The 23949-nt window shown below is 68.9% G+C and carries 19 protein-coding genes; 7 read left to right on the plus strand and 12 right to left on the minus strand.

Annotated features, from left to right (window positions below; translation table 11 throughout):
* The first annotated feature begins 211 nt into the window (after nt 1–211).
* Together ACGFNU_RS03585 and ACGFNU_RS03590 are read left to right on the plus strand one after the other, a co-directional pair.
* The gene (locus tag ACGFNU_RS03585) at nt 212–1090 is read left to right on the plus strand and encodes a ParA family protein (RefSeq protein ID WP_392590990.1); all 879 of its coding nucleotides are present in this window, start codon (nt 212–214) and stop codon (nt 1088–1090) included.
* A gap of 43 nt (nt 1091–1133) precedes the next feature.
* Entirely contained in the window at nt 1134–2117 is a 984-nt protein-coding gene (locus ACGFNU_RS03590; protein WP_392589818.1) for a ParB/RepB/Spo0J family partition protein, read from the plus strand.
* A 1831-nt stretch (nt 2118–3948) separates the two neighbouring features.
* Here ACGFNU_RS03590 and ACGFNU_RS03595 read toward each other — a convergent pair.
* The 3 genes from ACGFNU_RS03595 to ACGFNU_RS03605 all read right to left on the minus strand — a co-directional run bounded on the left by ACGFNU_RS03595 (nt 3949) and on the right by ACGFNU_RS03605 (nt 7776).
* Nucleotides 3949–4890, minus strand: a complete 942-nt coding sequence (locus ACGFNU_RS03595) for a D-alanine--D-alanine ligase (protein ID WP_392589820.1) — start codon at nt 4888–4890, stop codon at nt 3949–3951.
* Nucleotides 4891–5121: 231 nt separating this feature from the next.
* Nucleotides 5122–5514: a hypothetical protein gene (locus ACGFNU_RS03600; RefSeq protein ID WP_392589821.1), complete on the minus strand. Its 393-nt coding sequence runs from the start codon at nt 5512–5514 to the stop codon at nt 5122–5124.
* 1023 nt (nt 5515–6537) lie between these two features.
* On the minus strand, nt 6538–7776 hold the full coding sequence (locus tag ACGFNU_RS03605; protein WP_392590991.1) for a PLP-dependent aminotransferase family protein: 1239 nt from the start codon (nt 7774–7776) through the stop codon (nt 6538–6540).
* 443 nt (nt 7777–8219) lie between these two features.
* On the opposite strand from ACGFNU_RS03605, the gene ACGFNU_RS03610 reads away from it, so the two are divergent.
* Together ACGFNU_RS03610 and ACGFNU_RS03615 are read left to right on the plus strand one after the other, a co-directional pair.
* Nucleotides 8220–8837 (plus strand): GNAT family N-acetyltransferase, encoded by a 618-nt coding sequence (locus ACGFNU_RS03610; RefSeq protein ID WP_392589823.1) that lies wholly within the window; start codon nt 8220–8222, stop codon nt 8835–8837.
* 106 nt (nt 8838–8943) lie between these two features.
* Complete coding sequence (locus tag ACGFNU_RS03615; protein ID WP_392589825.1) at nt 8944–9600, plus strand: DedA family protein; 657 nt, start codon at nt 8944–8946, stop codon at nt 9598–9600.
* Between the two features lie 492 nt (nt 9601–10092).
* Here the strand turns inward: ACGFNU_RS03615 and ACGFNU_RS03620 are convergent, their stop codons facing one another.
* Both ACGFNU_RS03620 and ACGFNU_RS03625 read right to left on the minus strand, forming a co-directional pair.
* Nucleotides 10093–11007: an SDR family oxidoreductase gene (locus ACGFNU_RS03620; protein ID WP_392589827.1), complete on the minus strand. Its 915-nt coding sequence runs from the start codon at nt 11005–11007 to the stop codon at nt 10093–10095.
* Between the two features lie 269 nt (nt 11008–11276).
* A complete protein-coding gene (locus ACGFNU_RS03625; protein ID WP_392589829.1) occupies nt 11277–11861 on the minus strand; it encodes a TetR/AcrR family transcriptional regulator in 585 nt (194 codons plus the stop codon).
* Between the two features lie 102 nt (nt 11862–11963).
* On the opposite strand from ACGFNU_RS03625, the gene ACGFNU_RS03630 reads away from it, so the two are divergent.
* The gene (locus tag ACGFNU_RS03630; RefSeq protein WP_392589831.1) at nt 11964–13163 is read left to right on the plus strand and encodes an FAD-dependent monooxygenase; all 1200 of its coding nucleotides are present in this window, start codon (nt 11964–11966) and stop codon (nt 13161–13163) included.
* A gap of 63 nt (nt 13164–13226) precedes the next feature.
* Nucleotides 13227–13661, plus strand: coding sequence for a hypothetical protein (locus tag ACGFNU_RS03635; RefSeq protein ID WP_392589832.1), 435 nt, complete (start codon nt 13227–13229; stop codon nt 13659–13661).
* A gap of 105 nt (nt 13662–13766) precedes the next feature.
* Here the strand turns inward: ACGFNU_RS03635 and trxA are convergent, their stop codons facing one another.
* A complete protein-coding gene (gene trxA, locus ACGFNU_RS03640; RefSeq protein WP_392589834.1) occupies nt 13767–14081 on the minus strand; it encodes a thioredoxin in 315 nt (104 codons plus the stop codon).
* A 153-nt stretch (nt 14082–14234) separates the two neighbouring features.
* A complete protein-coding gene (gene trxB, locus ACGFNU_RS03645) occupies nt 14235–15188 on the minus strand; it encodes a thioredoxin-disulfide reductase (RefSeq protein ID WP_392589835.1) in 954 nt (317 codons plus the stop codon).
* Between the two features lie 181 nt (nt 15189–15369).
* Here trxB and ACGFNU_RS03650 point away from each other — a divergent pair, with 181 nt between their 5' ends.
* Nucleotides 15370–15939 carry a dienelactone hydrolase family protein gene (locus ACGFNU_RS03650; protein WP_392589837.1) on the plus strand — a complete coding sequence of 190 codons (570 nt, stop codon included), beginning with the start codon at nt 15370–15372 and terminating at the stop codon, nt 15937–15939.
* Between the two features lie 99 nt (nt 15940–16038).
* On the opposite strand, the gene ACGFNU_RS03655 is transcribed toward ACGFNU_RS03650, so the two are convergent.
* The 5 genes from ACGFNU_RS03655 to ACGFNU_RS03675 all read right to left on the minus strand — a co-directional run bounded on the left by ACGFNU_RS03655 (nt 16039) and on the right by ACGFNU_RS03675 (nt 23841).
* Nucleotides 16039–16830, minus strand: a complete 792-nt coding sequence (locus ACGFNU_RS03655; RefSeq protein ID WP_392589838.1) for an anti-sigma factor family protein — start codon at nt 16828–16830, stop codon at nt 16039–16041.
* Nucleotides 16830–17450, minus strand: coding sequence for an RNA polymerase sigma factor SigM (gene sigM, locus ACGFNU_RS03660; protein WP_392589840.1), 621 nt, complete (start codon nt 17448–17450; stop codon nt 16830–16832). Before sigM ends, ACGFNU_RS03655 begins: the two co-directional genes overlap by 1 nt.
* A gap of 268 nt (nt 17451–17718) precedes the next feature.
* Nucleotides 17719–19293 (minus strand): protein kinase family protein, encoded by a 1575-nt coding sequence (locus tag ACGFNU_RS03665; protein ID WP_392589842.1) that lies wholly within the window; start codon nt 19291–19293, stop codon nt 17719–17721.
* 212 nt (nt 19294–19505) lie between these two features.
* Nucleotides 19506–21188, minus strand: coding sequence for a murein biosynthesis integral membrane protein MurJ (gene murJ / locus ACGFNU_RS03670; RefSeq protein ID WP_392589844.1), 1683 nt, complete (start codon nt 21186–21188; stop codon nt 19506–19508).
* 76 nt (nt 21189–21264) lie between these two features.
* The gene (locus ACGFNU_RS03675; protein ID WP_392589846.1) at nt 21265–23841 is read right to left on the minus strand and encodes a DUF6049 family protein; all 2577 of its coding nucleotides are present in this window, start codon (nt 23839–23841) and stop codon (nt 21265–21267) included.
* Nucleotides 23842–23949: the final 108 nt, after the last annotated feature.

Raw genomic sequence — 23949 nt, forward strand, 5'->3', positions numbered from 1 at the left:
GGGCGGGGAAGCGTCGGCTGAAGGCGTCGTGGAGACGCCGGCCACCGGGCCGGACACGGGTACGACCCCGGCCGGCACCCCGTCAGGGCACGCAATGTGGGGCAACACAACGTCCGGGACCGCGGAGACCGTCGGATACGTACCGACCAACGGAGGCGCGCAGCAGCCGCCAGGCCCGCGCAAGGGACCATCTCAGGGGGAATCACAGCTCGTGCGCGAGGCGCTCAAGGACGCCAATGTTTCACAAGAAACATCGGTGCCCGTGATCAAAGCCAGATCGGGCCGGCGGGAGAAGGAGTGGCCCAGGCCCGCCGACTGCCGTGTGGTCACCATCGCCAACCAGAAGGGCGGCGTGGGCAAGACCACGAGCTCGGTCAACCTGGCCGCCTCCCTGGCGATGCACGGCGCCCAGGTCCTGGTCGTCGACCTGGACCCGCAGGGGAACGCGTCCACGGCGCTCGGAGTGGAGCATCACGCCGAGATCCCCTCGATATACGACGTGCTCATCGAGGACATGCCGCTGGCCGACATCGTCGTGCCGGCCGCCGACATCCCCAATCTCTTCTGCGCTCCGGCCACGCTGAACCTCGCCGGTGCCGAGATCGAGCTGGTCTCGAAGGTCGCCCGGGAGTCCCGGCTGCGTCGTGCTCTCGACTCGTACGACACGGACAAGTTCGACTACGTCCTCATCGACTGCCCGCCGTCACTGGGGCTCCTGACGGTCAATGCCCTCGTCGGCGGCGATGAGCTGCTCATCCCGATCCAGTGCGAGTACTATGCGCTGGAAGGTCTGGGGCAGCTGATCCGTACCGTAGACCTGGTGAAGGCGCACCTCAATCCGAGGCTCAACGTCTCCACGATCCTGCTGACGATGTACGACGCGCGCACGCGGCTGGCCGCTCAGGTGGCCGATGACGTTCGCGAGCACTTCGGGGATGTCGTGCTCAACACCGTGATCCCGCGTAGCGTCCGCGTCTCGGAGGCGCCGAGCTACGGCCAGTCCGTCATGACGTACGATCCGGGATCGAGTGGTGCGCTCGCCTACAGCGAGGCCGCATCCGAGATCGCCCATCGCGGAGCGGCGCAGTGAGCAACCATCTGAACGTGGCCGGGCGGCCGAACGGGGAGGCGGCGTGAGCCAGCAGCGACGAGGCCTGGGCAAGGGGCTGGGCGCCCTCATCCCCACGGCTCCGCCTCCGGGTAGCCCCGGAACGGCGGGCGAGCCAGGCCTTCCCGGTGGCCCGAACGGCTCGGACGGGGCAGCCGCTCCGGCCATCCAGCCGGTCGCCGGAGCGCATTTCGCCGAGCTCGCACTCGACGCCATCCGCCCCAACCCCCGGCAGCCCCGCGACAACTTCGACGAGCAGGCTCTCGAAGAGCTGTCCGAGTCGATCGGCATCGTCGGTCTCCTGCAGCCGATCGTCGTACGCAAGATCGAGTCCCGCGAGCACGACTACGAGCTCGTCATGGGTGAGCGCCGCTGGCGTGCCTCCCGGCTCGCCGGCCTTGACGTCATCCCGGCGATCGTTCGCGACACCGGCGACAATGACATGCTCCGGGACGCTCTCCTGGAGAACCTGCACCGCCAGCAGCTCAACCCGCTGGAGGAGGCCGCCGCCTACCAGCAGCTCCTGGAGGACTTCGGCGCCACCCACGAGCAACTGGCAACGCGCATCGGGCGCTCCCGGCCGCACATCACCAACACCCTGCGGCTGCTCAACCTGCCTCCCGCAGTTCAGCGTCGTGTCGCCGCTGGCGTGCTGTCCGCCGGCCATGCTCGCGCTCTCCTCTCTCTGGAGAGCGTCGAGGCGCAGGAGAACCTGGCCGCCCGCATCGTCGCCGAGGGCCTCTCCGTCCGCGCGGTCGAAGAGATCATCGCCATGCGCGACGTCGAGGACGGCCCCACGACGCCTCGCCAGAAGCGCAAGAAGCCGGTCGCACCCGCTCTCAAGCAGCTGGCCGACCGGCTCTCCGACCGCTACGAGACCAAGGTGCGCGTAGACCTCGGCCGCAACAAGGGCAAGATCGTGGTCGAGTTCGCCTCCCTGGAGGATCTCGACCGCATCATCAAGACGATGGTCCCTGACGAAAAGGGAGTCGGAGACCAGGAGATCTGATCGCCTCACCCGCCACACCGCCCCGAGAGCCTCGCAGCCCTCGGGGCGTTCTCATGCCCATGCCCATCCAAGCCGCCTTCACGCTCCGAGGATCTGCGCCAGCCGGCCTCCTGGCGAAATCAAGCCGGATGCCTGTGGGATCGGGTGCCATTCCTGCCTCGACGCCGCTCTGGCGTTCCCTGCACACAGCCATCGTCCCAGCCGTGGGGACGCTGACCATGTCGCCTGGCCGCTGCAGAAGTTGAATTGACGCGATTGTGGAGCTGGATGTCGTCTGGCTATCGCCGGGCGCATGGCGCACGCTGGGGTAGATCGGCTCAGAGAGCATGCTGGGACGGTCAGATGTGTCGCAGCAGTCGATCGGCCGGATAGGCATCCCCTACGTGGTGGACACGCCGGAGAGTGGCGTTGCAGGGATTTGAGCGACTGCAGGACGCCCTTGCCTAGCCAAAGTCGGCGTCTTGGTTTCACATGAAACACGCGCTCGTTGCGATCTAGAGCACATGGGCTGGTCTCGCACGCTCTCCGCGGGATGCAAGCGGCAGGGGTCCCCATCAAGCGTTCGCGGACCGCACCGCGAAAGGCGCCGAATCACGTACGCGTGTGTGGCCCACCCGCACAGGATTCTGCAGAAGTGGCAGTTGCCGACGGGGTCAGGACGCTGCAGGGCTCGTCGTACGGCCCCAGCGCATCGGCAGCGAGCCCTGGCTGGACCAGCGCATGAAGGTCGTTCGTGGCCGAGCGAATGTAGTAGCACCTTTCGGCCTGCGCAAGCGTCCTCTTCCATCGCCGAGCGACAACCAAGCTCCGGTCCCCGTTTCACATGAAACCGTCGCCCTCACGCTGCGCTGCGAGCCGCACGAGACTCGCACGGGGCCATCCACGTCCGAATACGGCCTCGTTGCTGCTGTCCTGGTCCAGGTGAAGCGTCTGGGTCACCGAACGCATTCCACGGGATCGCACTGACTCACAGCTGGGCGGTAGCCGTGTTGGGCTCGCAACACGGAGATGGTGGATTGTTGTGTGGGAGCCAGCACGGGCTTCGCTGACGTGGTCTGGTTGGTGTAGGCGTCGTTAATGGGGGGATCGGGTTGGTCTGCTTGGCGCGTGCGGCGATCGGCGTGACATCGATGTCGGTCACGCCAAGAGCCGCGTATCACTCGGAATCGCAGCATCGGGGCCTGCTCGGCAACGCGGGCGTCCTCGACGCAGGAACCCTGGGCACGACGGGCGCAGATAGCGTCGAATGTCTCCCGGCGGACGCCGCGCGCTGACTCCGGGCTGGCCCAAGTTGCTGAGCCGTCGTCATGCTCCGCGGTTCCGTGCGTTTCCTCGTGAAGCGGCGGCTCCAGAGCGCCCGCACTTGGCGCTCCGCGGTTGGCGACGGGTTGGACACCAAGGGCACTTAGCCGAAGCCCCGGGCACCTGCGGTCCTAGATGCTGGGCGCCGTGGTGGTTGTTGAGTCTCGTCATCGTGGGTTCCCCGGCGGACGACGACTCTGACACGGCCCCAATAGCGGGGGACCAACAGCGGCATCAGGTTGCGGTTGAGGAAACGGACCCATCGGGGTGTCACTCGTTCCGGGAGCGTTGCGAGTACGTGCGTTCTCCGCCGTGAGGCGACTGTGTGAGGTTGGGCCTAGCGGCGCCTTCTTTGTCGCCGCCGGGTGCTTGCCGCTGATGGAGATCCGGTCTGGCGGGCCAGATGTGTGGACGTGAAGGAGTTCGATCAGCGATGGGGTAGAGCGGGATGATGACCGCCTAGCGCCACGGCCCTCGGTGCACCTGTCGGGAGGCGCGGGTGATGTTTCACGGGAAACGTTGGTGGCGGTCAGGCGTAGCGGCGGAGGATCAGGTCGCGGCAGATGGTGCCGAGCTCTAGGCCTGCGACGCTGACAGCGCGGGGGAGAAGGCTTGTCTCGGTCATCCCAGGGGCGACGTTGACCTCCAGGAAGTAGACCTCACCGGACGCGTCGACGATGAGGTCCGTGCGAGAGAGGTCCCGTAGGCCTAGGGCGCGATGGGCGGTCACGGCGGCGGCCGTGGCTCGTTGGGCGGCTTCGGGAGAGAGACGTGCGGGAGTCACGAACTCGGTGTCGCCGGCGTCATAGCGGGCGGTGTAGTCGTAGAGGCCGTTGGGGGCGACGATCTCTACGGCCGGGAGCGCGAGAGGCTCTCCGGCCTGTTCGATGACACTGACCGCGATCTCGATGCCTTCCACGTACTGCTCGACGAGCGCCGCGTCCCCGTAGGCGAAGCAGCCCACCATCGCGGCGGGAAGTTCACTTGCCTCACGTACGACGGAGGCGCCAAGGGCGGAGCCGCCACGGGTGGGTTTGACGAAGAGCGGGAGCCCCAACCGGTCGACGATCCGGTCGAGCACGGACGCCGCACCGAGGTCGTGGAAGACCTCTTTGGGGAGGGCCACGGAGGCAGGTGTGGCAATGCCCGCCTGGCGTACGACGGCCTTGGCGGTCGGCTTGTCCCAGGCGACCCTGCAGGCGTCCGGACGGGCACCCACGTATGGAACGTCGAGTAGTTCGAGCACGTCGCGGATCGAGCCGTCCTCGCCGGCGGAGCCGTGGAGGACAGGGAAGACAGCATCCGGTGGGTCGTTCGTGAGTGAGTCCAGCAGCGTGGCGTCCGCGTCTCGAAGTTCCACGGGGACGTCGACCGAGCGGAGCGCGTCGGCGACCCGGCGACCTGAACGCAGGGAGACCTCCCGCTCATACGAGAGGCCTCCGGCGAGGACGACCACGTGCCCGAGTTCCAATCCAGTGCCCCTTCAGACGGCATCCGCGTAGAGATGAAAGCAGCTTGACGGCATTCCAAGGAAACCAGAGTGGCAGATGACGCGACCGGGGCGGGTGCCTGAAAAGCGATGGCTCGGATGACGGCCGTAGGAGGCGTGCGGACGCCGCCCTGGCGCAGCAGGCGAGGCCAGGTTTCCACGGGCCGTGACCTCATGCGGGTGCATCCGCTGGTGGTTCGAAAGCGGCCGGTTCTAGGCCGTGTCTGATAATTCGCGGAGCCAGAGGATGAGGCTGGCCAGCAGGATGCCGGAGCGGTAGCGGCTGGCCGGCTTGTCAAAGCGGGTGGCGATGGCGCGGAATTGCTTGAGGCGGTTGAAGTAACGTTCGATGAGGTTGCGGCGGTGGGCTTGCTGGTCGGCTGGTTGCGCGATGACGGCCTTGATGCCACCGGGGCGCGCAGGTAGCCGCGGATCCGGCGGGATGCGTAGGCCTTGTCCGCTAGGAGCGCGTCCGGGCTTGTGCAGACCACCGCCTGATCGAGGGACGCGAACGAACTGCATCAGCTCCTCAAACACGGTCGAGTCATAGGCGTTGCCTGCAGTGACCGGGACGGCCATTGGCAGACCGCGGCCCTCCACGATCACGTGGGCTCTGGTGGTCAGCCCGCCGCGGGACCGTCCGATCGCTTGACCGGATTACCTGGCTGGTGGGTCACCCCTGTCTGATCGTCTCCCTGCGGTCCCGCTTTTGGGCGCCTGCCGCATCCTGGCGGGCCCGGCGGTTCGTTCGGCGTTGTTGAGGAAGGACGTGCCGGATCACGGCTGTCATACGGGTGGGTTGGATGGCACGAGCTTGGCTGGAGGGCCTCATGACGTTGCCGGGTGGGGAGGGGCGACAGCGCGAAGCATGACGACGTCGGTGGCTGGAGCACAGCGGCAGTGCAAGTTTGACGGCGACCGGAGCCGGAGCGGGGGGCAGCGGTGGGGCATGGCGAGGGTGGGGGCTGGGGCAGGGCGGAAGTGCAGGGCATGACGGCGGCGGGGGCTGGAGTAACGCGCCAGCGCAAGCTTGATGACGGCGGGAGGCAAGAGCGGTGGCGGCGGCGTGGAGCATGGCGACGGCGGGGCCTGGGGTACGGCGGCAGCGCCAGTTGGACGACGGCGGGAGCCAGAGGGGGCGGCAGGCGGGCATAACGGCAGCGGGGACTGGGGCACGGCGGGAGCGCAGGCGTGATGGCTGCGGGGCTGGAGTAACGCGGCAGCGTAAGCGTGATGGCGGCGGGGCTGGAGCAACGCGCCAGCGCAAGTATGACGACGGCGGGAGGCAAGAGCGGTGGTGGCGTGGGATGGCGACGGCGAGGGCTGGAGCAACGCGGCCGTACAAGTTTGACGGCGGTGGGGGCTGGAGCAATGCGGCAGCGCAGGTTTGATGGCGGCGGGGGCCGGAGCGGCGGCGGCGTGGGGGCATAGCGCGGTGGGGCTGGGGCACACGGCCCGGTGCAGGGCATGACGGCGGCGGGGGGACGGCTCGGGCGTGCGTGTGTGACATGAGGCCAGGCTGGCGTGTCTTGCGGTGCCTGGGGACGTGGCCGAGCTGCCGATCGGTGATCGGCGGGCCTGCGGTTGACGCGGCTGCGCCCTAGAGGGTCTCGGGGGCGCAGCCTGGCCTTAGAGGGTTTCGGGGCCGGGTGTGTCTACCAGGGCCGAGTGAGCGCCGGTGCTGCCCGTCCCGCCGAAGGTGTCCCGGAGCTGAATCTCCTGCTCGATCACTCCGGCCAGCCTCCGAACCCCTTCGCGGATCCGGTGGGGCTCGGGATAGCAGTACGACAGCCTCATGTGGCGGTGGCCGGTGCCATCAGCGTAGAAGCCGGTGCCCGGGACGTACGCGACGCGCTGGGCGATGGCGCGGGGGGCCATGGCCTTCGCGTCCATCCCCTCGGGAAGACTCAGCCACACGAAGAAGCCACCGGCCGGGCGGGTCCACGTGCAGCCTTCCGGCATCAGCGATTCCAGCGACTCCAGCATCGCGTCCCGGCGCTCGCGGTAGAGCTCGCGGAAGTCCTTGATCTGCTCTCGCCACGGCTGGGTCGTCAGGTACTCCCGCACCGCCAGCTGAGTCAGGCTTGAGTGGCACAGCACCGCGGACTCGGCGGCCAGCACGAGCTTGGCGCGTACCGCGTGCGGCGCCAGGACCCAGCCGACGCGGAGGCCGGAGGCGATCGTCTTGGAGAACGAGCCGAGGTAGATGACCCGGTCCGGGTCGTCCGCGCGAAGCGCCCGCATGGGCTCGTTGTCGAAGCCGAGGAGGCCATAGGGGTTGTCCTCGATGACGAGCACGTCGAACGCGGCGCAGATCTCCATGATCTGGGCGCGGCGAGCGGCGGTGAGGGTGACTCCGGCGGGGTTCTGGAACGTGGGCACCGTGTAGAGGAACTTGACCCGGCGCCCCTCGACCCGCAGCCGTTCGAGGGCCTCGCGCAGCGCGGACGGGATGAGCCCGCCCTCGTCCATCGGCACGTGGACGACGTCCGCTTGGTACGAGGCGAACGTGCCGAGAGCGCCGACGTACGAGGGCGCTTCGGCCAGGATGACATCGCCGGGGTCGACGAAGATCCGCGTGATGAGATCGAGGGCCTGCTGGGCGCCGACGGTCACCACGACATCGTCCGCCGAGGCCTGGATGCCCTCCAGCGACATGACCTCGCAGATCTGCTCACGCAAGCCCGGGTCGCCCTGCGCCGACGCGTACTGCAGCACCTCGGCACCGTTGCGCGCGACGAGGTCGCCCACCATCTCGCCCACAGCGTCGAGTGGCAGCGCGGACACGTAGGGCATGCCGCCCGCCAGTGAGACCACCTCGGGACGGGCAGCGACTGCGAACAGAGCCCGGATCTCAGAGGCGACCATGCCGGCGGCACGGGCGGCATAGCGATCGGAGTAGGCATCTGTACGCGAGTGCTGTTCCACGAGGCACCTCCGTGGCGCTGGATTTTCCCTGCAAAATACGGCATCGCTGTCACACGACCGTGGACGGGCCCCATGCTGACCGGCACGGCTGATTGCCGTCACGTTCGAGCCGCGCTGGCTGCGAGGCCTTTCCTGTGACTCTCCGTCGAGCATTGTTAACGATCTGGCAAGCCATCGGATCGTCCACGCCCACCGGGTCGTGCATACTGCGGGACGAAGCCTTCCGTCCGATACGATGCCTGAGGAACCCGGCTAGTTGTCGGGAATTTCCGCGAAGTGGCGCTCCGCGCGAGTAAACCCGTTCCCCAGCCGCTCCATGTCCGGTCCTCGGCCGCGCGCCACCCGAGGTTCGCCGGGCGGGTCCACCAAGGGGTGCCGATCCGGTGTCGCGTCGTCTCGTCAACATCACGTTGGACAATCTCGACGATCTCCCGCGTCGCTGTCGTCGCTGTGTCTTCTGGGAGCTGGACCCGGTGAGCCGGGACCGCGCCGTGGAGGACGGTGACCCGGACCTCGAGAAGGAGGCCTGGATCTCCTCGACGCTGCTCGAGTGGGGCAGCTGCGGCAAGATCGTGTACGTGGACAACGCGCCGGCCGGGTTCGTGCTGTACGCGCCGCCGCTCTACGTGCCGCGCTCGGTCGCGTTCCCGACCAGCCCCGTCAGCGCCGACGCCGTGCTGCTGATGACCGCGCACATCCTGCCCGAATTCTCGGGCGGCGGGCTGGGCCGGATGCTCGTGCAGGGCGTGGCCAAGGACCTCACTCGCAGGGCGGTGAAGGCCATCGAGGCCTTCGGCGATCTGAAGGGTGAGGAGGGCGGTTGCATGGTGCCGGCCGACTACCTGCTTTCGGTCGGGTTCAAGACCGTACGACCGCACCACCGTTATCCGCGCCTCCGGCTCGAACTCAAGTCGGCTCTCTCGTGGCGTGAGGACGTCGAGGTGGCCCTGGAACGCCTTCTCGGCTCCATGACCCCAGAGGGCGCGCTCCGTCCCGTCTGAGGCCGCCTGAAAGGCCGAAGTCTGTTGGGTCCCTGCCGAAAGTAGGGTGCGGTCCTAGACATTCGGCCGATCCGGGGACTAGTGATCGTTCACTAGGTTTGCCCGGGTGGACGGAATTCTGGATCTTGTGCATACGGCGGTCACCTCGCCGTGGTTCTATGTGGCGCTGTTCGCGGTCGCGGCGATCGACGGCTTCTTTCCGGTGGTGCCCAGCGAGAGCATGGTCATCACCGCGGGCGTGTACGCGGCCACCGGCGAACCGAACGTGGTGGTCGTCGTGGTCCTCGCCGCCCTCGGAGCCTTTGTCGGCGACCACATCTCCTACTTCATCGGACGCGGCTCGGGCAGCCGCCTGACCTCCCGGCTTCGCCCCGGCACCCGCCGGCACAAGGCGTTCGACTGGGCGAGCCGGACGATGCACGAACGCGGCGGGCTGATCCTCGTGGTGGCCCGCTACGTCCCCGGCGGACGGACGGCGGTCACCATGACCATGGGCTGCGTCCACTACCGCCTGCGGTCCTTCACCTTCTTCGCCACGCTCGCCGCGGTCAGCTGGGCGCTGTACGGGACGCTGCTCGGCTACCTGGGCGGAATGGCCTTCGAGAACGACCCCATCAAGGGCGTCGTGCTCGGCCTCGGAGGCGCCATCAGCGTCACCATCGTGGTCGAAGTCGTCCGCTACCTGCGCAAGCGAAACCGTCCGAGCACGCCAGAAGTGGCGGTCGACGAAGACGAGACCCCTCAGGTGCCGATCTCCGCATAGCCAGAACGCTCGCTCAGCGAACCAGCACATTGGCTCGGCGGACCCACACACCTCCACGGTCCGCCGAGCCTCTTGCTGCCCCCAACTCCCTCCCCGGACAAAGTCACCGCACCCGCGCTGCGCGCCGCCGAGGACCGAACGGCTAAAGCCTGAACGGCCAAGCCTGCGCGACTGTGCGGGGCCGACGCCACGTCACATGGCCTCGCCGAGCGCCACCAGGCGCACTGCCATCAGCGAGGCCGTCTTCACCTCCCTGCAGACCGTCCGCTCCTTTGACGCCCCGGCAGCCCAGCCGCGTGGACGGCCAGGGGACCTCGTTCATTGCGCAGATCTGCCAGGACCGTTGTCATAGTCCGCTACTGGCTCCATCGTTCTCGTGGGACTACGCGGCGGAGGCTGGACGGGCTTGGGTCTGCGGCTGGGGCCGCCCTGGCTGTTGCGGCCGGGAGGATTGTGTGGGGACGGTGGGGCCTGGCGTGGGTTGACGGGATCTCAGCGGTAGCCGGTGGTGTCTGCGGGCTTGCCTGCGTCTTGGACTTCGACGATGTAGGACCAGGCGTCGGGCTGGCTCCCGTCCAGGTCGGTGAATCCGTACACCTGGGCAAGCTGTCCGCTTGAGAGAGACTGCCCGTTCCAGCGGGCCACCTCGGGGTCGGACGCCAGTGCCGCTACGGCTCGGCCTACGTAGCGCGGGGTTTCGGAGATGGCGAAGTGGGGCTCCTTGGCGAGCGCGTCCCGCCAGGTCTCCTCGGTCACGCCGTATACCTCCAACATGATCTCTGAACGCATCCAGCCGGGCGTGAGGAGCACCGCCGTCGCGCCGCGCCGGCCCAGTTCCTGGGATTGAGCGAACGCCATCCGGGTCACCGAGGACTTGGCCAGATCGTAGAAGAAGGAGGCCCGGTAGTTGACGGCGTTGTAGTCGGCGGTGCCGTCGGTCATCTCCACCACCAGGCCGCCGGGGTTCTTCAGGAGCAGCGGGAGCGCGTGGTGACTGGTGATGATGTGGGTGTCGACGGCCAGCCGAAGGATGCGCAGCCCCTTGTCCAGGTCGTGCTCCCAGAGGGTGGCGTCCCAGCTGAACAGCAGCTCCCCGCCCCAGATGTTGCTCACCAGCACGTCCAGCCGGCCCTGGTCTGCCTCGATGCGTTCCACCAGCGCCTTGACCTGGTCGGACTCCAGATGGTCCACCTGTACCGGGATGCCGGTGCCGCCCGCGGCGGTGACGAGTTCGGCGGTCTCCTCGATGGTTTCGTCCCGATCCATCTCCGACCGCTGTCCGGCGGTGCTGCGGCCGGTCACGTAGACCGTCGCACCGGCCCCGCCCAGTTCCACGGCAATGCCTCGGCCCGCGCCCCGCGTCGCCCCGGCCACCAGCGCGATCTTCCCGTTCAGTGATTCGTTCATGAGAACGACCTTGGCCGATAAACCTGACAGGGTGTGGCAGGCTTCTCGTGCGGGGCCGATCTTCAATGTCGCGTTGTCGATAAATCGTCAGGGTCGTGGTGCGGGACGCGTCTCTCGGTGATGGATCGTAGGAGGTCGTAAGAGCGCTCGGCTTCCTTGGACGTCGCTGTCATTCTCGGAGTCGGGCACACCGCCGCCAGCTGCTTCGACTGGCGGCTGGGCTGCGGCGTTGTCGCTGTCATCCTTGTCACCGCCGACCGATGCCTTGGTTAGGAGAGCGTCGGGAGGCCTGTGGCTACGATCTGGGCCGCTTCTATCAGGTCGCGGCCCGAGGGGGCGGTTTCCGGGTCCAGTAGCCATTGGGCCGCCAGGCCGCTGAGCAACGTTTGGTAGTACGCGCCGACCTTCTCTATCTCCTTCGGGTCGGTCACCGACGCGGGGACGCCGAACAACTCGACCAGGGCCATGCGGGCCTGCTTGCCTGCCTCTGCGAACGTCTGGCGCAGCTCAGGGTTGTGTTCTATGTAGGCGAGCATCTCGAACTGGATCGACCACAGGGCGCGGGTGTGGGTGAACGACTCGGCCACCTTCGTCCAGGTGGCGAGGTAGCGTTCGGCCGGATCGGTGTCGGCGTCCTTGGCGGCGGCCGAGATGCGGGCCATGTCGTCGCCCCACTCCTCGATGGCCTGACGCAACGCCTCGGTCAGCAGCACGTCCTTCGACCCGAAGTGATAGCCGATGGCCGCCAGGCTGACCCCCGCGGCCGTCGCGACGTCGCGCGCGGTGGTGCGTGTGTAGCCCTTCTCGAGCAGGCAGCGCTTCGCGCCTTCCAGCAGATCTTCACGGTTGCCCATGGCCACGAGCTTACACGCATATGGTACGCATGTCTAAAACATAGGTCTTGCACAAACGTCTAAATTGGAGATACCGTCCGGATAACCCACCAAGGAGCCCCCATGCAGAACACCAACGTCCTCATCTCCGGCGCCGGCATCGCAGGCATCGCGCTGGCCTACTGGCTGCGGCGCCACGGATTCAGCGTGACGGTCGTCGAACGGGCGGAGACGATCCGCGAAGGCGGTTACAAGGTCGATATCCGCGGCGCGGCGCTGGAGGTCGTCGAACGGATGGGCCTGCTGGACGAGATCCGCTCTATGCGCACCGACGTACGGGCCGGGTCGGTCGTCAACGCCGCGGGCAGGCGCGTCGCGAGCATGGACGGCGACACGTTCGGCGGACGCGTGCACGGCGACGCCGAGATACTCCGCGGTGACCTGCACCGGATGTTGTTCGAGCACACGAAGGACGACGTCACGTACGTCTTCGACGACTCCATCGTCTCGCTGAACGAAGGACGGGAGGGCGTTGACGTCACGTTCGCCAGTGGCAAGGCCGACGTCTATGACCTGGTGGTCGGCGCCGACGGACTCCATTCGGCCACCCGCGCCCTGGCGTTCGGCCCTGAGGAACGGTTCCTGCGCGACCTCGGCTATTACATATCGATCTTCAGTACTCCCAACCACCTGAACCTCGATCGCGAGGAGCTCACCTACATCGGGCCAGGCAGGACGGCCCTCGCCTACAGCACGGCCAAGGACGCGGGCGCCAAGGCGATGTTCCTGTTCTCGTCCGACCCGGTCTCGTACGACCACCGTGACCGTGCCCAGCAGGAGCGGATCCTGCGCGACGCGTACGCGGGAGAGGGCTGGGAGGTGCCGCGCATGCTCGACGGCGTGGCGGACGCCGCCGACTTCTACTTCGACTCTCTCAGCCAGGTCCACATGGAACGCTGGTCGAAGGGACGCGTGGTGTTGCTCGGTGACGCCGCCTACTGCGCCTCGCCCGCTTCGGGGCAGGGCACCAGCCTTGCCCTGGTCGGCGCGTACGTCCTGGCCGGTGAACTGGCCGCGGCGGGTGGCGATCACGAGGCCGGGTTCGAGGGATACGAGCGGGAGTTGCGGACGTTCGTCGATGCCAACCAGAAGCTCGGGCCGTCCAACATCAAGCGGATGGTGATGCGCGGCAAGGGCCAGGTCCGGTTCTCGATGGCGATGCTGTCGCTGATCTCCCGGATGCCGGGCAAGGAGAAGATGCTCGCCAAGGTCGTGGCGCCCATCCACCAGGCCGCCAACGCCATCTCACTGAAGAGCTACTGACCGAGCGGGGGGCGGGCCGGGCACGCTCCCGCTGAGCCGTCGGCCAAAGATGATCTTCCGGTGATGATCATTTTCTTCTACGGTGGCGATCAAGCACTGATGATCATCTGGTGCGTCGCCGCGGGCGCCGGCCTGTGGCATGCGGGCTCGTCGAAGGGAACCCCCATGAAGAAGCTGCTCCTCGTCGCACCGGCCGCCACCGCCGCGTTCACGATCGCCGGCATGGGCATGGCCGGCATCGCGGCCGCGCAGACCACGCAGACGGCCGTGGCGGCCGCCTGCGACAGCCCGATCAAGGCGAAGGAGAGCATGCACATCCGCGCCTCGATCGGAGGGACCTCGCTCGGGCTGTTCCCGAAGGGCCGCACCGGGTGCTTGAACAGCCGCTCGTCCGGCCCCTCGTACACCGCCTGCGGCGTCACGGGCACGACCTACTACTACATCACCTACGGCAGCACGAAGGGCTGGGTCGTCTCCGGCTGCGTCACCAAGCTCTAGACGAAGAACGACCACGGCCCGTCCCCCTGCAGGTCAGGGGGACGGGCCGTGGCTTCGCGCTCGCCGCGGGAGGGGCGAGGTCTCAGCGAAATCAGGGGCGAGGTCTCAGATGAACTCGGCGAGTTCGCGGAGCAGGGCGGCCTTCGGCTTGGCGCCGACGATCTGCTTGACGATCTCGCCGTCCTTGTACACCTGCAGGGTCGGGATGCCGGTGATGCCGAGCTGCCCGGGCTTCTGCGGGTTCTCGTCGATGTTCATCTTGACGATCTCGAGCTTGTCGCCGTGCTCGGCGGAGATCTCCTCGAGGATCGGGGCCACCATCCGGCACGGACCGCACCACTCGGCCCAGAAGTCGACGAGGACGGCCTTGTCGCTCTTGAGTACCTCGGTGTCGAAGTCGGCGTCGGTAACGGCTTTCATGGTGTGTCTCCTTCGTTCCGGGCGGCAGGGTCTCCCGCCGCCGCGCGCCTGGTCGGGCGATCCGGCGATCCCGCCGGGACCCGGTCGCCACGGACACGGGCCCAGGCCGGCATCGGCGCGGGTCGCCCGGCCCGGTGCCGCTTGCCAGGGGGGTCAGACCTGGGGGGTCAGCTCCGCGGTGCCCTGGTCCTGCAACCAGCGCTCGGCGTCGATGGCCGCGGAGCAGCCACTGGCCGCCGCGGTGATGGCCTGGCGGTAGATGTGGTCGACCACGTCACCCGAGGCGAACACGCCGGGGATCTTGGTCTTGGTGGTGGGGGCCTCGACGAGCAGGTACCCGTCGGCGTCGGTGTCGAGCTGCCCGGCGAACAGTTCGCTGCGCGGGTCGTGGCCGATGGCGATGAACAGCCCGGTGAGCGCGAGGTCGGCCTCGGCGCCGGTCTTGGTGTTGCGGACGCCGACACCGGTGAGCTTGTCGCCGCCGTGGATCTTCACGACCTCGCTGTCCCAGAGGAACCGGATCTTCTCGTTGGCGAACGCCCGATCCTGCATGATCTTGCTGGCGCGCAGTTCGTCGCGGCGGTGGATCACGGTGACCGTACGGGCGAACTTGGTGAGGAAGATCGCCTCTTCCATGGCGGTGTCGCCGCCGCCGACCACGGCGATGTCCTGGTCGCGGAAGAAGAAGCCGTCGCAGGTGGCACACCAGGAGACGCCGCGTCCGGAGAGCCGCTTCTCGTCGTCCAGACCGAGCTCGCGGTAGCCGGAGCCGGTCGAGATGATCACGGACTTGGCGTGGTAGACGTCCTCGCCGACCTTCACGACCTTCGGGTCGGCGCTGAGGTCGACCTCGGTGACGTCGTCGGTGATGAGCTCGGCCCCGAAGCGCTCGGCCTGCTTGCGCAGGTTGTCCATCAGGTCGGGACCCATGATCCCGTCCGGGAAGCCGGGGAAGTTCTCCACGTCGGTGGTGTTCATCAGCGCACCACCGGCCGTGACGGAGCCCTCGAAGACCAGCGGCTTGAGGTCGCCGCGGGCCGCGTAGATCGCGGCCGTGTAGCCCGCGGGGCCCGAGCCGATGATGATGACGTTGCGGACGTCGGTCACTTTTCTGCGCCTCTCTCCTTCTCCGGCCCCCTGCTGAGGACCCGCCCCTGGTCGCCACGGGGGTCGTCGCTGCCGGTGCCTCCGGCTTGGCCCGGCTTGCCAGTGGCGTCAACCGATCCTAGGGCCCGGGGATTCCCGTCCGGTTCGATCCGCTCGCCTGCCTGCTCATAAGCTTGACCACATGGCACGGATTCTTCTCCTGCACTCGATGTACGGGCTGCGGCCCGCGGTCCACGCGGCGGCCGAACGGCTCACGTCCGCCGGCCACGAGGTGCACGTTCCGGACCTCTACGACGGGCTTGTCGTGGACGATCCCGAAGCCGGGGCGGAGATCCGGGAGGAGATCGGCCGGGACGAACTCCTCAAGCGCGCCGTGGCCGCCGCCGCGCCGCTCTCCGACGGGGGTCTGGTGTACGCGGGCTTCTCGCTCGGCGGCGCCCTCGCCCAGAACCTCGCCCTCGCCGACGACAAGGCCCGAGGACTGCTCCTCTTCCACGGTACGTCGGATCTGGCCGATGACGCGTCCACCGACATCCCGGTGCAGCTCCACGTCGCCGATCCCGACACCTACGAGCCCGTCGACTGGCTGAACGCCTGGTACCTCCGGATGCGCAAGGCGGGAGCCGACGCCGAGGTCTACCGCTACCGAGGCGCCGGGCACCTCTTCACCGACCCCGACCTCCCGGACTACGACGCCGAGGCCGCCGAACAGGCCTGGGCGACGGCACTGGCCTTCCTCGCCGACCTCTGACCCACCGTGGCGCGGCCTGCGGGCGAGGAACGTCAGGTAGCCGAAAGCCCTCCGGGCCGCTGTCTCCCGTTCGGGAGCGGGCGGTCGGAGGGCTTTCGGTCAGGCGGGCTCGCGCTTCAGGATCGAGCAGTTCGGGCCGACGGCCCAGACGCTCCACGTGCCGGGCTTGGCACCGGGCAGCGCGATCACTGTGGCGTCCGAGCCTTCGTACTTGGCCACGTCGACGAGGTCCGGCGTCTTCCCCCCGGTGATCGTCGTCACGCACTGGGCCAGCTGCGCGTCCGGTGCCCGGCCGCCGCCGACCTTCAACTCGGCACCCTTGCCGAACAGCTCCCCGACCTGCCGGTTCAGCTGTCCCTGCCGGTACTCCGTCCCGCTGTGGGAGACGGTGTACGAGCCGTTCGCGGCCTTGGACCGGGTGTTCTGGTCGAGCGTCTGCGTACGTTCCGACGGCGCCTGCGCGGAGCCGCCACTGGAATCCTTGCGGTCAGTGACGGGAGAGTGCGCCGTCGCCGAGTGATCATTATCGCCCGACCCGTTCAGGGCCGCCTTGCCGACCAGAGCTCCGCCGCCGAGCACTACCACCGTCGCGGCAGCGGCGGACAGGATCCGCCAATGCCGCCTTCCGCGCCGCTGCTCCAGGCTCACCACCGGGGCGTTGCTCATCGACTCCGCCGCGATGGCGGTGTCGATGCGCTCGGCCAGTTCGGCGGGCATGGACGGAACGGGTGCCTCCGCCAGGATCCGGGAGACGTCCGCAAGGTCGGCGGATCGGTCCCGGCATTCGGCGCAGGTGTCGAGGTGCGCGTTGACGGAGGCGGCTTGATCGGCTTCGAGCAGTCCCTCGGCGAGATCGGCGAGGGCGTCGTAGTCATAGTGAGCGGGGTTCATCAGGGCATGCCACCTCCTTCCACACCTCCGACGTTCTTACGGTCCCGTCGGTTCCGATGCTGGACGAGAAGTGGCGCGAGTCGCGCGCGTCCCCGGGCGCAGCGGCTCTTGATCGTACCGGGCGGCACCTCGAGCACCTTGGCCGCGTCGTCGACGGAATAGCCCATCATGTCGACCAGTATCAGCGCCGCACGCTGCTCGAACGGCAGCTGGGTCAGGGCGGCGTGCACGTCCAGCGACACCCCGTGGGCGTCCGTGGGGTCCGGCATCTTCGGCGCCACCGCGTCGAACGTGGCGTCGTCGCCCATCGGGGTCGCCGGCCGCACGGACTTGCGCCGCAGCCGGTCGAGGCAGGCGTTGACCACGATCCGGTGCAGCCAGGTGGTGACCGCCGCGTCGCCGCGGAACCGCCCCGCGGCCCGGAACGCCGACAGACAGGCGTCCTGGAGCGCGTCCGCCGCCTCCTCGGGATCCCCGAGGGTGCGGATCGCGACCGCCCACATGCGGTCCCGGTGCCGGTTGACCAGCTCCGCGAAGGCATGCGGGTCTCCCTGAGCATGCCTCGCGAGCAGCTCTTTGTCGGGAACCTCGTCCACGCGCCGCATGCTCACCGACGCCATGGACGCCTGCTCGTCGGTGCGGTCTGGCCTGCTCGGGTCGACACCACAGATTCCTGAGGGGAGGGGACATTCTGCTCACAGGCACGATACCGACTGGCGCCACCCCACGTCACAGCTCATCTGGCCGCCCACCCATTCGCGGCGTAGATGTTACGTCGATCACGACGTCCACAAGCCCGTCCGCATGTGGCGAGGGACACCCCGCACGCGGCGTGGCACCGCCCCCGAACACCCGGCAACGTGCGGTCGGACCGCCGTGCGGTGGTGCTTAAGCCTTGGAGCCGTAGACGGTGATCTCGCCGAGCCTGGCCTTGCGCGAGGGCGGGAGCTCGGTGAACCACACGACCACATAGCGGCCGCGCACTTCGCCTGTGGAGGCGATGTTGAAGCTGAAACCGTCGGCGCTACTGACCTTCTTGGCCGCGGGCTCCATCGACGTGACCGACTCGGAGTCGCCGACCCGAAGCTGGATCGTGGCGCCGCCCTCGGGAGTGTTCACCTCGACCTTGGAGATCTTGACCGGTGCGCCCATGTCGAGCAGAACGCCGAGGCCTTTCTCAAGGTTGCCGAACTTGGCGTCGTTGTAGGTCTGCGACTGCCAGACGGGCTTCATGGCTCCGTCATGGACCGTGCTGGCGTTCTTGCCGATGGAGGAGTCAGACCCGCCCAGCCAGCGTTCCTCGACGCCCTTGGCGCTGACGACGTCGAGCTTGGTGGCGGTGGGGCGGGCGCGTTCGGACTTCTTGCCGCCGTTGGTGACGCCGGCGTTGTCGGTGTTGCCGCCCTTGTCGTCGCCCATGTTGGAGACCGCCCAGATGCCCAGCCCGAGGATGACGGTGAGGGCCGCGGCGCCGATGCCCATGAGGCCGCGGCTGATCGGCTTGCGGGCGGTGTGCGCGGCCGTCGGCGCGGAGGGGATGCTCTGGTGCTGCGTCGGCTGCGGCTGCGGCTGGGCGCGATGAGACGCGGGGCGGCGCGGCTGCGGAGGTTGGGGCGGCGGCGCCGGGGCCGGAGTGGGGGCCGGGCGCGCCGGGGCGGGCGGCGGCTGGGCGGCGGCCAGGCCGGCGAAGAGCGGGAGGGGCGTACGGGGTACGCCGCGAAGGGCCTGGGCCAGCTCGGCCGGGGTCGCGATCGGGCTCTGGCCGGGGACCTCGATGCCCAGGGCACGGCAGGCGATCGCGTTCAGCGGGTGGGAGATGCCGGCCTGGACCTGGCGCGGGGCATGGGGGACGCCGTCGGTCTCGGGTGCGGCGGGGAGGCCGGAAAGGTCGGCGGCGCCGGGCCAGTGGGCGGTGAGGGCGGCGTAGAGCATGCCGCCCAGCCCGCGGACGTCTTCGGCGGCCGGATCTTCGGCGTAGCAGTCGGCCAGGACGGCGTCGGTGGCGATGCCGAGGAGCTTGACGGTGCCGCCGGTCGTCCAGACCAGGTCGCGGGGCGTCAGGCAGAGGTGCGCCAGGCCCGCGGCGTGCGCGGTGGACATCGCCTCGGCCGCCTCGTACAGCAACGTGGCGGCGCGGCCAGGCTCCAGTGGCGCTTTGGTGAGCATCTGCTCGAGCGTCTCGCCGACGACCCATTCGCTGACGACATAGGCGTTCTCGCCGCTGTCGTCGGCGTCGAAGACCTGCGTGAGGCGGGGGTCGGTGAGCCGGCTGGCGGCGCGGGCGGAGGTGACGACCTCGGCGATGCGGGGGAAGTCGGGTTCGAAGGTCCGGACGGCCACGGCGCGAGCCAGGATCTCGTCGATGGCCTTCCAGAGCGTGGATCCGCCCGAGTCGCTGATGCGATCTTCAAGACGGTAGCGGCCGGCGAGACGAGTGCCGGGCTCGATGACTGACGTGCTCACGGCAACGTCCTGCGCAAAAGTCCCATGTTCGTGGCGTGGCAGCTTACGCCTCCGACCCTCCTCTTTGCGTTCCCCAGGGTGTCGCCCCGCAAGCCGTAGTCCCCAACATGGTAGTGCTTACACGGATCGGTGGTTGCCTTATCGCGGCGCGTGCCGTGCACTTTGCCACGATTTACCCTCACGGCACTCCTGGCACGGCCGTCCCGCCGGTGTCAGCCGCGGCCGGGCAGGCGGCCGGCCACCATGGAGATCATGGACTGCACCTCGCCGACGCGCAGCAGCTTCGCGAAGACCAGATAGAGCAGGCCGCCGCCGGCACTGCCGAGAACCAGGGCGAGCAGGCCGGGCAGCAACCCGAGGCCCAGCGTGGCGTCGATGATCGCATGAGTCGCGTACGCGAAGCCGATGAGCGGCCAGATCGCCACCGCGAGCTTGAGGTAGGTCGTGAAGACGCGGCGGCCGTCCATGCCGCCGAGGCGGCCGCGCAGGATCGCCCAGCCGACGATCGCGCCGACCGTCTGCGCGACCGCGAAACCGCCGGCGATACCTACGATGATCTTGTTGGTGGGCAGCAGGTTGTACATCGCGATCGACGACACGATGTTGGTCGCGACGACGCCGACGCTGATGAACGTGGGCGTGCGGGTGTCCTGCATCGAGTAGAAGACCCGCAGCATGAGCTGGTACGCGGCGAACGGGACGAGCGCGATCGCGAACGCGCGCAGGACGTTGGCGATCACGAGGGCGTCGCGCTCGCTGGTGTTGCCGTGGGCGAAGAGCACCGTGGTGATCTCGGGGGCCAGGACGGCCATCAGCGCCGCCGCCGGAAGGATCACCGCCGAGCACAGGCGCAGCCCGTTGGAGAAGTCGTCCCGGAGCTCGATCATCCGTCCGGCCGCCGCGTGCTCGCTCATCCGCGGCAGCAGCGCCGTGATCACCGAGACGCCGATGATCGCGTACGGGAGCTGGAAGAGCTGGTAGGCGTTGAAGTACGGGGTGTAGCCGACGTCCCCGATGCCCTCCTGGCGGCCGGCCACGCCCGCGGCGTTCGCGAGCCGGGTGGTCACCGCGAAGCCGACCTGCGTGATCACCACGTACGCGAGCGTCCAGATGGCCATCCGGCCCATCTGCCCCAGCTCGCCCTTGCGGAAGTCGAGCCGGGGCCGCCAGCGGAACCCCGAGCCGCGCAGCGACGGCCACAGCGCCAGCGTCTGCAGCGCCATGCCGCCGATCGTGCCCGCCGCCAGCAGCGTGATCTGCCCGGACGAGATCGACTCGGGCGTCACCTTGCCGGAGCTGACCAGCAGGAACGCGGCCGCCGTGCAGCAGATGACGATGTTGTTGAGCACCGGCGCCCACATCGGCGCGGCGAAGCGCTTGCGGGTGTTGAGGATCGCGCCGGAGAACGCGCTCACGCCGAGGAAGAAGATCTGCACCGCGAACAGCCGGGCGAAGAGCACCGCCAGATCGCGCTGGTCGCCCTTCATGCTGCCGCCGTAGATGCTCATGAAGACCGGCCCGAGCAGCACCGCGATCGCCGTGATCACCGACAGCCCGAGCACCGCCAGCGTGAACAGCCGCTGCTCGTACTGCGCGCCGTACTCGCTGTCGCGTTCCCGCGCGCGGACGATCAGCGGCACGACGACGGCGGTGAGGATCCCGCCGAGCAGCAGGTCATAGACGATGAACGGGACGGTGTTGGCGGTGTTGTAGGCGTCCGCGACCGCGCCGGTGCCGAGGGCGGCCACCAGCATGGCGGTGCGCAGGAAGCCGGTGACGCGGGACGCCAGCGTCCCGACGGCCATGATCGCCCCGGACCGCAGCAGCCCCGAGGAACCCTTGTCGGACGGCGGCTCGCCGCCGGGCCCGCCGGGTGCGTCAGGTACGGTCGGCACGCCCGGGCCTGGGGCGCCTGCGGGGAGGTCTACCCGAGTCTGCTGGGCTCCGGAACCCGCGACGGCCGCCGGCAGGTCAACTCGGGTCTCCATCCCACCGGCCGAGGGCGGACGGCCCGTCCCCGGAGGAACCGCCCCCGGTGAGCCCGGCCCGGTCCTCGGAGGCATCGGCCGCCCCGCCGAACCCGGTTGCCCCGCCTGGCCCGGTTGCCCCGCCTGGCCCGGATGTCCCGCCTGGCCCGGATGTCCCGCTGGACGCGGACGACCCGCCGGTGAACCCGGCCCCGCCGTCGAACCTGGATACGGTCTCCCCGCCGGCCCCGGACTCTGTCTCGAACCAGGACCCTGCCCCGGGCCCGCCGTGGAGTCCTGTCCCGCCGGGGAACTCGGGCCCGCTGGGGAATGCGGACTCGGCGGGGTACCCGGACCCGTTGCCGGGGAACCCTGGCCCCTGCGCTCCGGCCGTCCCTGCTGGTCCCACTCCGGTCGACCCGTCACCGGCTGCCTCCGCTTTCCGGCGGCGCCTTGCTCGCATGGCCCGCACTCCGACGCCCACGAAGAGTACGGCAAGTGAGCCGCCCGTGATGAGCAAGGCCACCCTGCCGTACTGCGTGCTCCGGACCGTGATGCCCGCGGGCTCCCCGTACACCTTGCCCAGCTCGCCCTGGGGCGTCATCAACTGCACGACCATCCCGAAGTTGCCGTTGCCCGACGCCTGGAGGGGAATACGGATCTGGCGCTTCTCGCCCGGATTCAACTCGATCACCCGCTGGTCCTCGGGTTCGAGCTTGCCGATCTTCAGACCGGCGCTCTGCGAGGTGACGACGATCCGGAACTTGACCTTCTGCCCGCTCAGGTCGTTGGCGATGGTGACGGCGGTCCGCCCCGACTTGCCGGCGAGCAGGATCCGCTTGTTCTTCGGTATGACGACGTGGAGCCCGTCCATGTCGTTCTTGAGCTCGTCCTTCAGCTCTTCGCGTGCCCGCACCGAGCGTGAGTAGCGGCTGCGCCAGTACGACGACTCCATGCGCAGGATGCTGCGTTCATAGAGGTTGACCGGCGGGTCGAGGATGCCGCGGAAGGTCCCGGCGCGCTTGGCGATGGCCTGCACCGCGGCCAGGTAGTTCTTGCCGAGCTCGTACCGCTCGTACGCATCGGAATAGCCCTGGTAGGACCGGTCGGTGGGCTGCGCGCGGGCGATCTGGCCGACGCTCGTCCGCTCGTCGAGCCACGCGGACCCGGCCGAGTACGCCAGCAGCTTGGCGGCCAGCCCGGGGCCCGGGTCCCAGCGCCGGTTGGGGGCGACGACCAGCGTGCGCCGCGTCAGCGGCGCCTCCGCGGTGATCATCGCGGTCTCGGCCAGAAACCGCTGCTCGACCAGCGTGGCCGCCCCCGGGGACCGGCTGTCGGCGCTGATGATGTCGCTGAGCGTCTCGTCGTAGACGACGGCCCGCATGCCGCCCTGGTCGGCCGGCAGGGTCGTCGTGGCGCTCGGCGTCGAGGTCTGCGGGGCGAACTCGCGGCTGCTCATCAGGAACGAGCCGCCCTTGCGGGACAGCTTTCCCGACTTGGCGAGCTGGCTGAGCGTGCCACGCCCGGCGGCGCCGGACGGAGGCCAGGCCATCTGAAGGTCCGGCTGGCGCTGGAGGGCCGCACTGGTGACGTCGCCGGAGCTCTTGTACGCGGTGTTGAGGTGGGCGCCCAGCTTGTACCGGACGAGCGCCACGGCGTCGGGGTCGGCGTACGGCAGGTTGAAGAACGGCTCGGACCTCGAGGCGTCCTTCAACGCCCTCGCCCAGTTGACCCCGGCGGCGTTCTGGGGCTTCTTGGAGGCCCGCTTGCTGCCCAGCTTCAGCGAGTAGCCGCCCTTGACGTTCATGGCCTGCGCGTCGTCCAGCACGGCCGGGTCGATCGCCCAGGTCACCGGTGTACCGCTGTCGGCTGCCGCCTTGACCAGCCCGGTCAGCCGCCCGGCCGGGCCGACCTCCTTCGCCAGCTGGTCGTCGATGAAGGTGTCGTCGTTGGCGCGGTGGATCCCGCTGACGATCGGCCACACCCACGCGACCTTCACCGGCTTGAAGGGCGGCGGGCCGGCCGGAACATACGTGATGAAGGTCGTCTGGCCGCCGACGACCCGGCCGGTGGCGTCGTACACCTCGACACCGATCGGATACACGCCGAAGTTCTTCAGCTGCATCCCGCGAGTCGTGAAGCCGACCGAGAAAGCCTGCTTGCCGTTGGCCACCGCCGCTTGCGGGAGTGCCTTGTTGCTGGTGCTTCCCGTCGGGACACCTGGCAGGACGGAGGCCGGTGCGCTCGCGGCGAGCTGCGCCAGCTGCCCCCGGCTGGTGACGTGGCTGCTCGCGTAACGGAACCGCACCGACAATCCGTTGATCGCCGCGCCGGAACGGTTCTGCACGGTCCCGGAGATCCGGACACTCGACTTGATGCCCGTCGGACCGGCGGACTTGGGCGACACGTTCGTCAAGACGAGGGAGACCTGGTCGCGGGCCTGCGCGTGGCTCTGGGCGTGGGCCTGCCGGGACGTGTGCGCCGCGTTGCGATCGCGAGGGTCGGCCAGGACCGGTGGCGCCGACGCCATGATGCAGGACACGGCGGCGGTAAGCGCGGCTACGCGTTTGGACGTGCTCACGCCATGCCCACCCAAGGGCCACCAGCCTCCAGGCCGTCCACCCCAAGGCTGCCGGCCGCCGGCTGGGGCCGCCGCGGCTCTGCCTGAGGGCAGCGGGCGTCGTATTCC

Origin of the sequence: Spirillospora sp. NPDC048911, assembly GCF_043198015.1 — a bacterium.
Classification (GTDB): Bacteria; Actinomycetota; Actinomycetes; order Streptosporangiales; family Streptosporangiaceae; genus Spirillospora.

What these genes read in the sequence shown, in the direction of transcription:
- ACGFNU_RS03635 (WP_392589832.1), top strand. Translation starts at nt 13,227, where the DNA reads ATGATCATTTTCTTCTACGGTGGCGATCAAGCACTGATGATCATCTGG.
- ACGFNU_RS03650 (WP_392589837.1), top strand. Translation starts at nt 15,370, where the DNA reads ATGGCACGGATTCTTCTCCTGCACTCGATGTACGGGCTGCGGCCCGCG.
- ACGFNU_RS03605 (WP_392590991.1), bottom strand. Translation starts at nt 7,776, where the DNA reads ATGGTCGCCTCTGAGATCCGGGCTCTGTTCGCAGTCGCTGCCCGTCCC.
- ACGFNU_RS03630 (WP_392589831.1), top strand. Translation starts at nt 11,964, where the DNA reads ATGCAGAACACCAACGTCCTCATCTCCGGCGCCGGCATCGCAGGCATC.
- trxA (WP_392589834.1), bottom strand. Translation starts at nt 14,081, where the DNA reads ATGAAAGCCGTTACCGACGCCGACTTCGACACCGAGGTACTCAAGAGC.
- sigM (WP_392589840.1), bottom strand. Translation starts at nt 17,450, where the DNA reads ATGGCGTCGGTGAGCATGCGGCGCGTGGACGAGGTTCCCGACAAAGAG.
- ACGFNU_RS03655 (WP_392589838.1), bottom strand. Translation starts at nt 16,830, where the DNA reads ATGAACCCCGCTCACTATGACTACGACGCCCTCGCCGATCTCGCCGAG.
- ACGFNU_RS03620 (WP_392589827.1), bottom strand. Translation starts at nt 11,007, where the DNA reads ATGAACGAATCACTGAACGGGAAGATCGCGCTGGTGGCCGGGGCGACG.
- ACGFNU_RS03625 (WP_392589829.1), bottom strand. Translation starts at nt 11,861, where the DNA reads ATGGGCAACCGTGAAGATCTGCTGGAAGGCGCGAAGCGCTGCCTGCTC.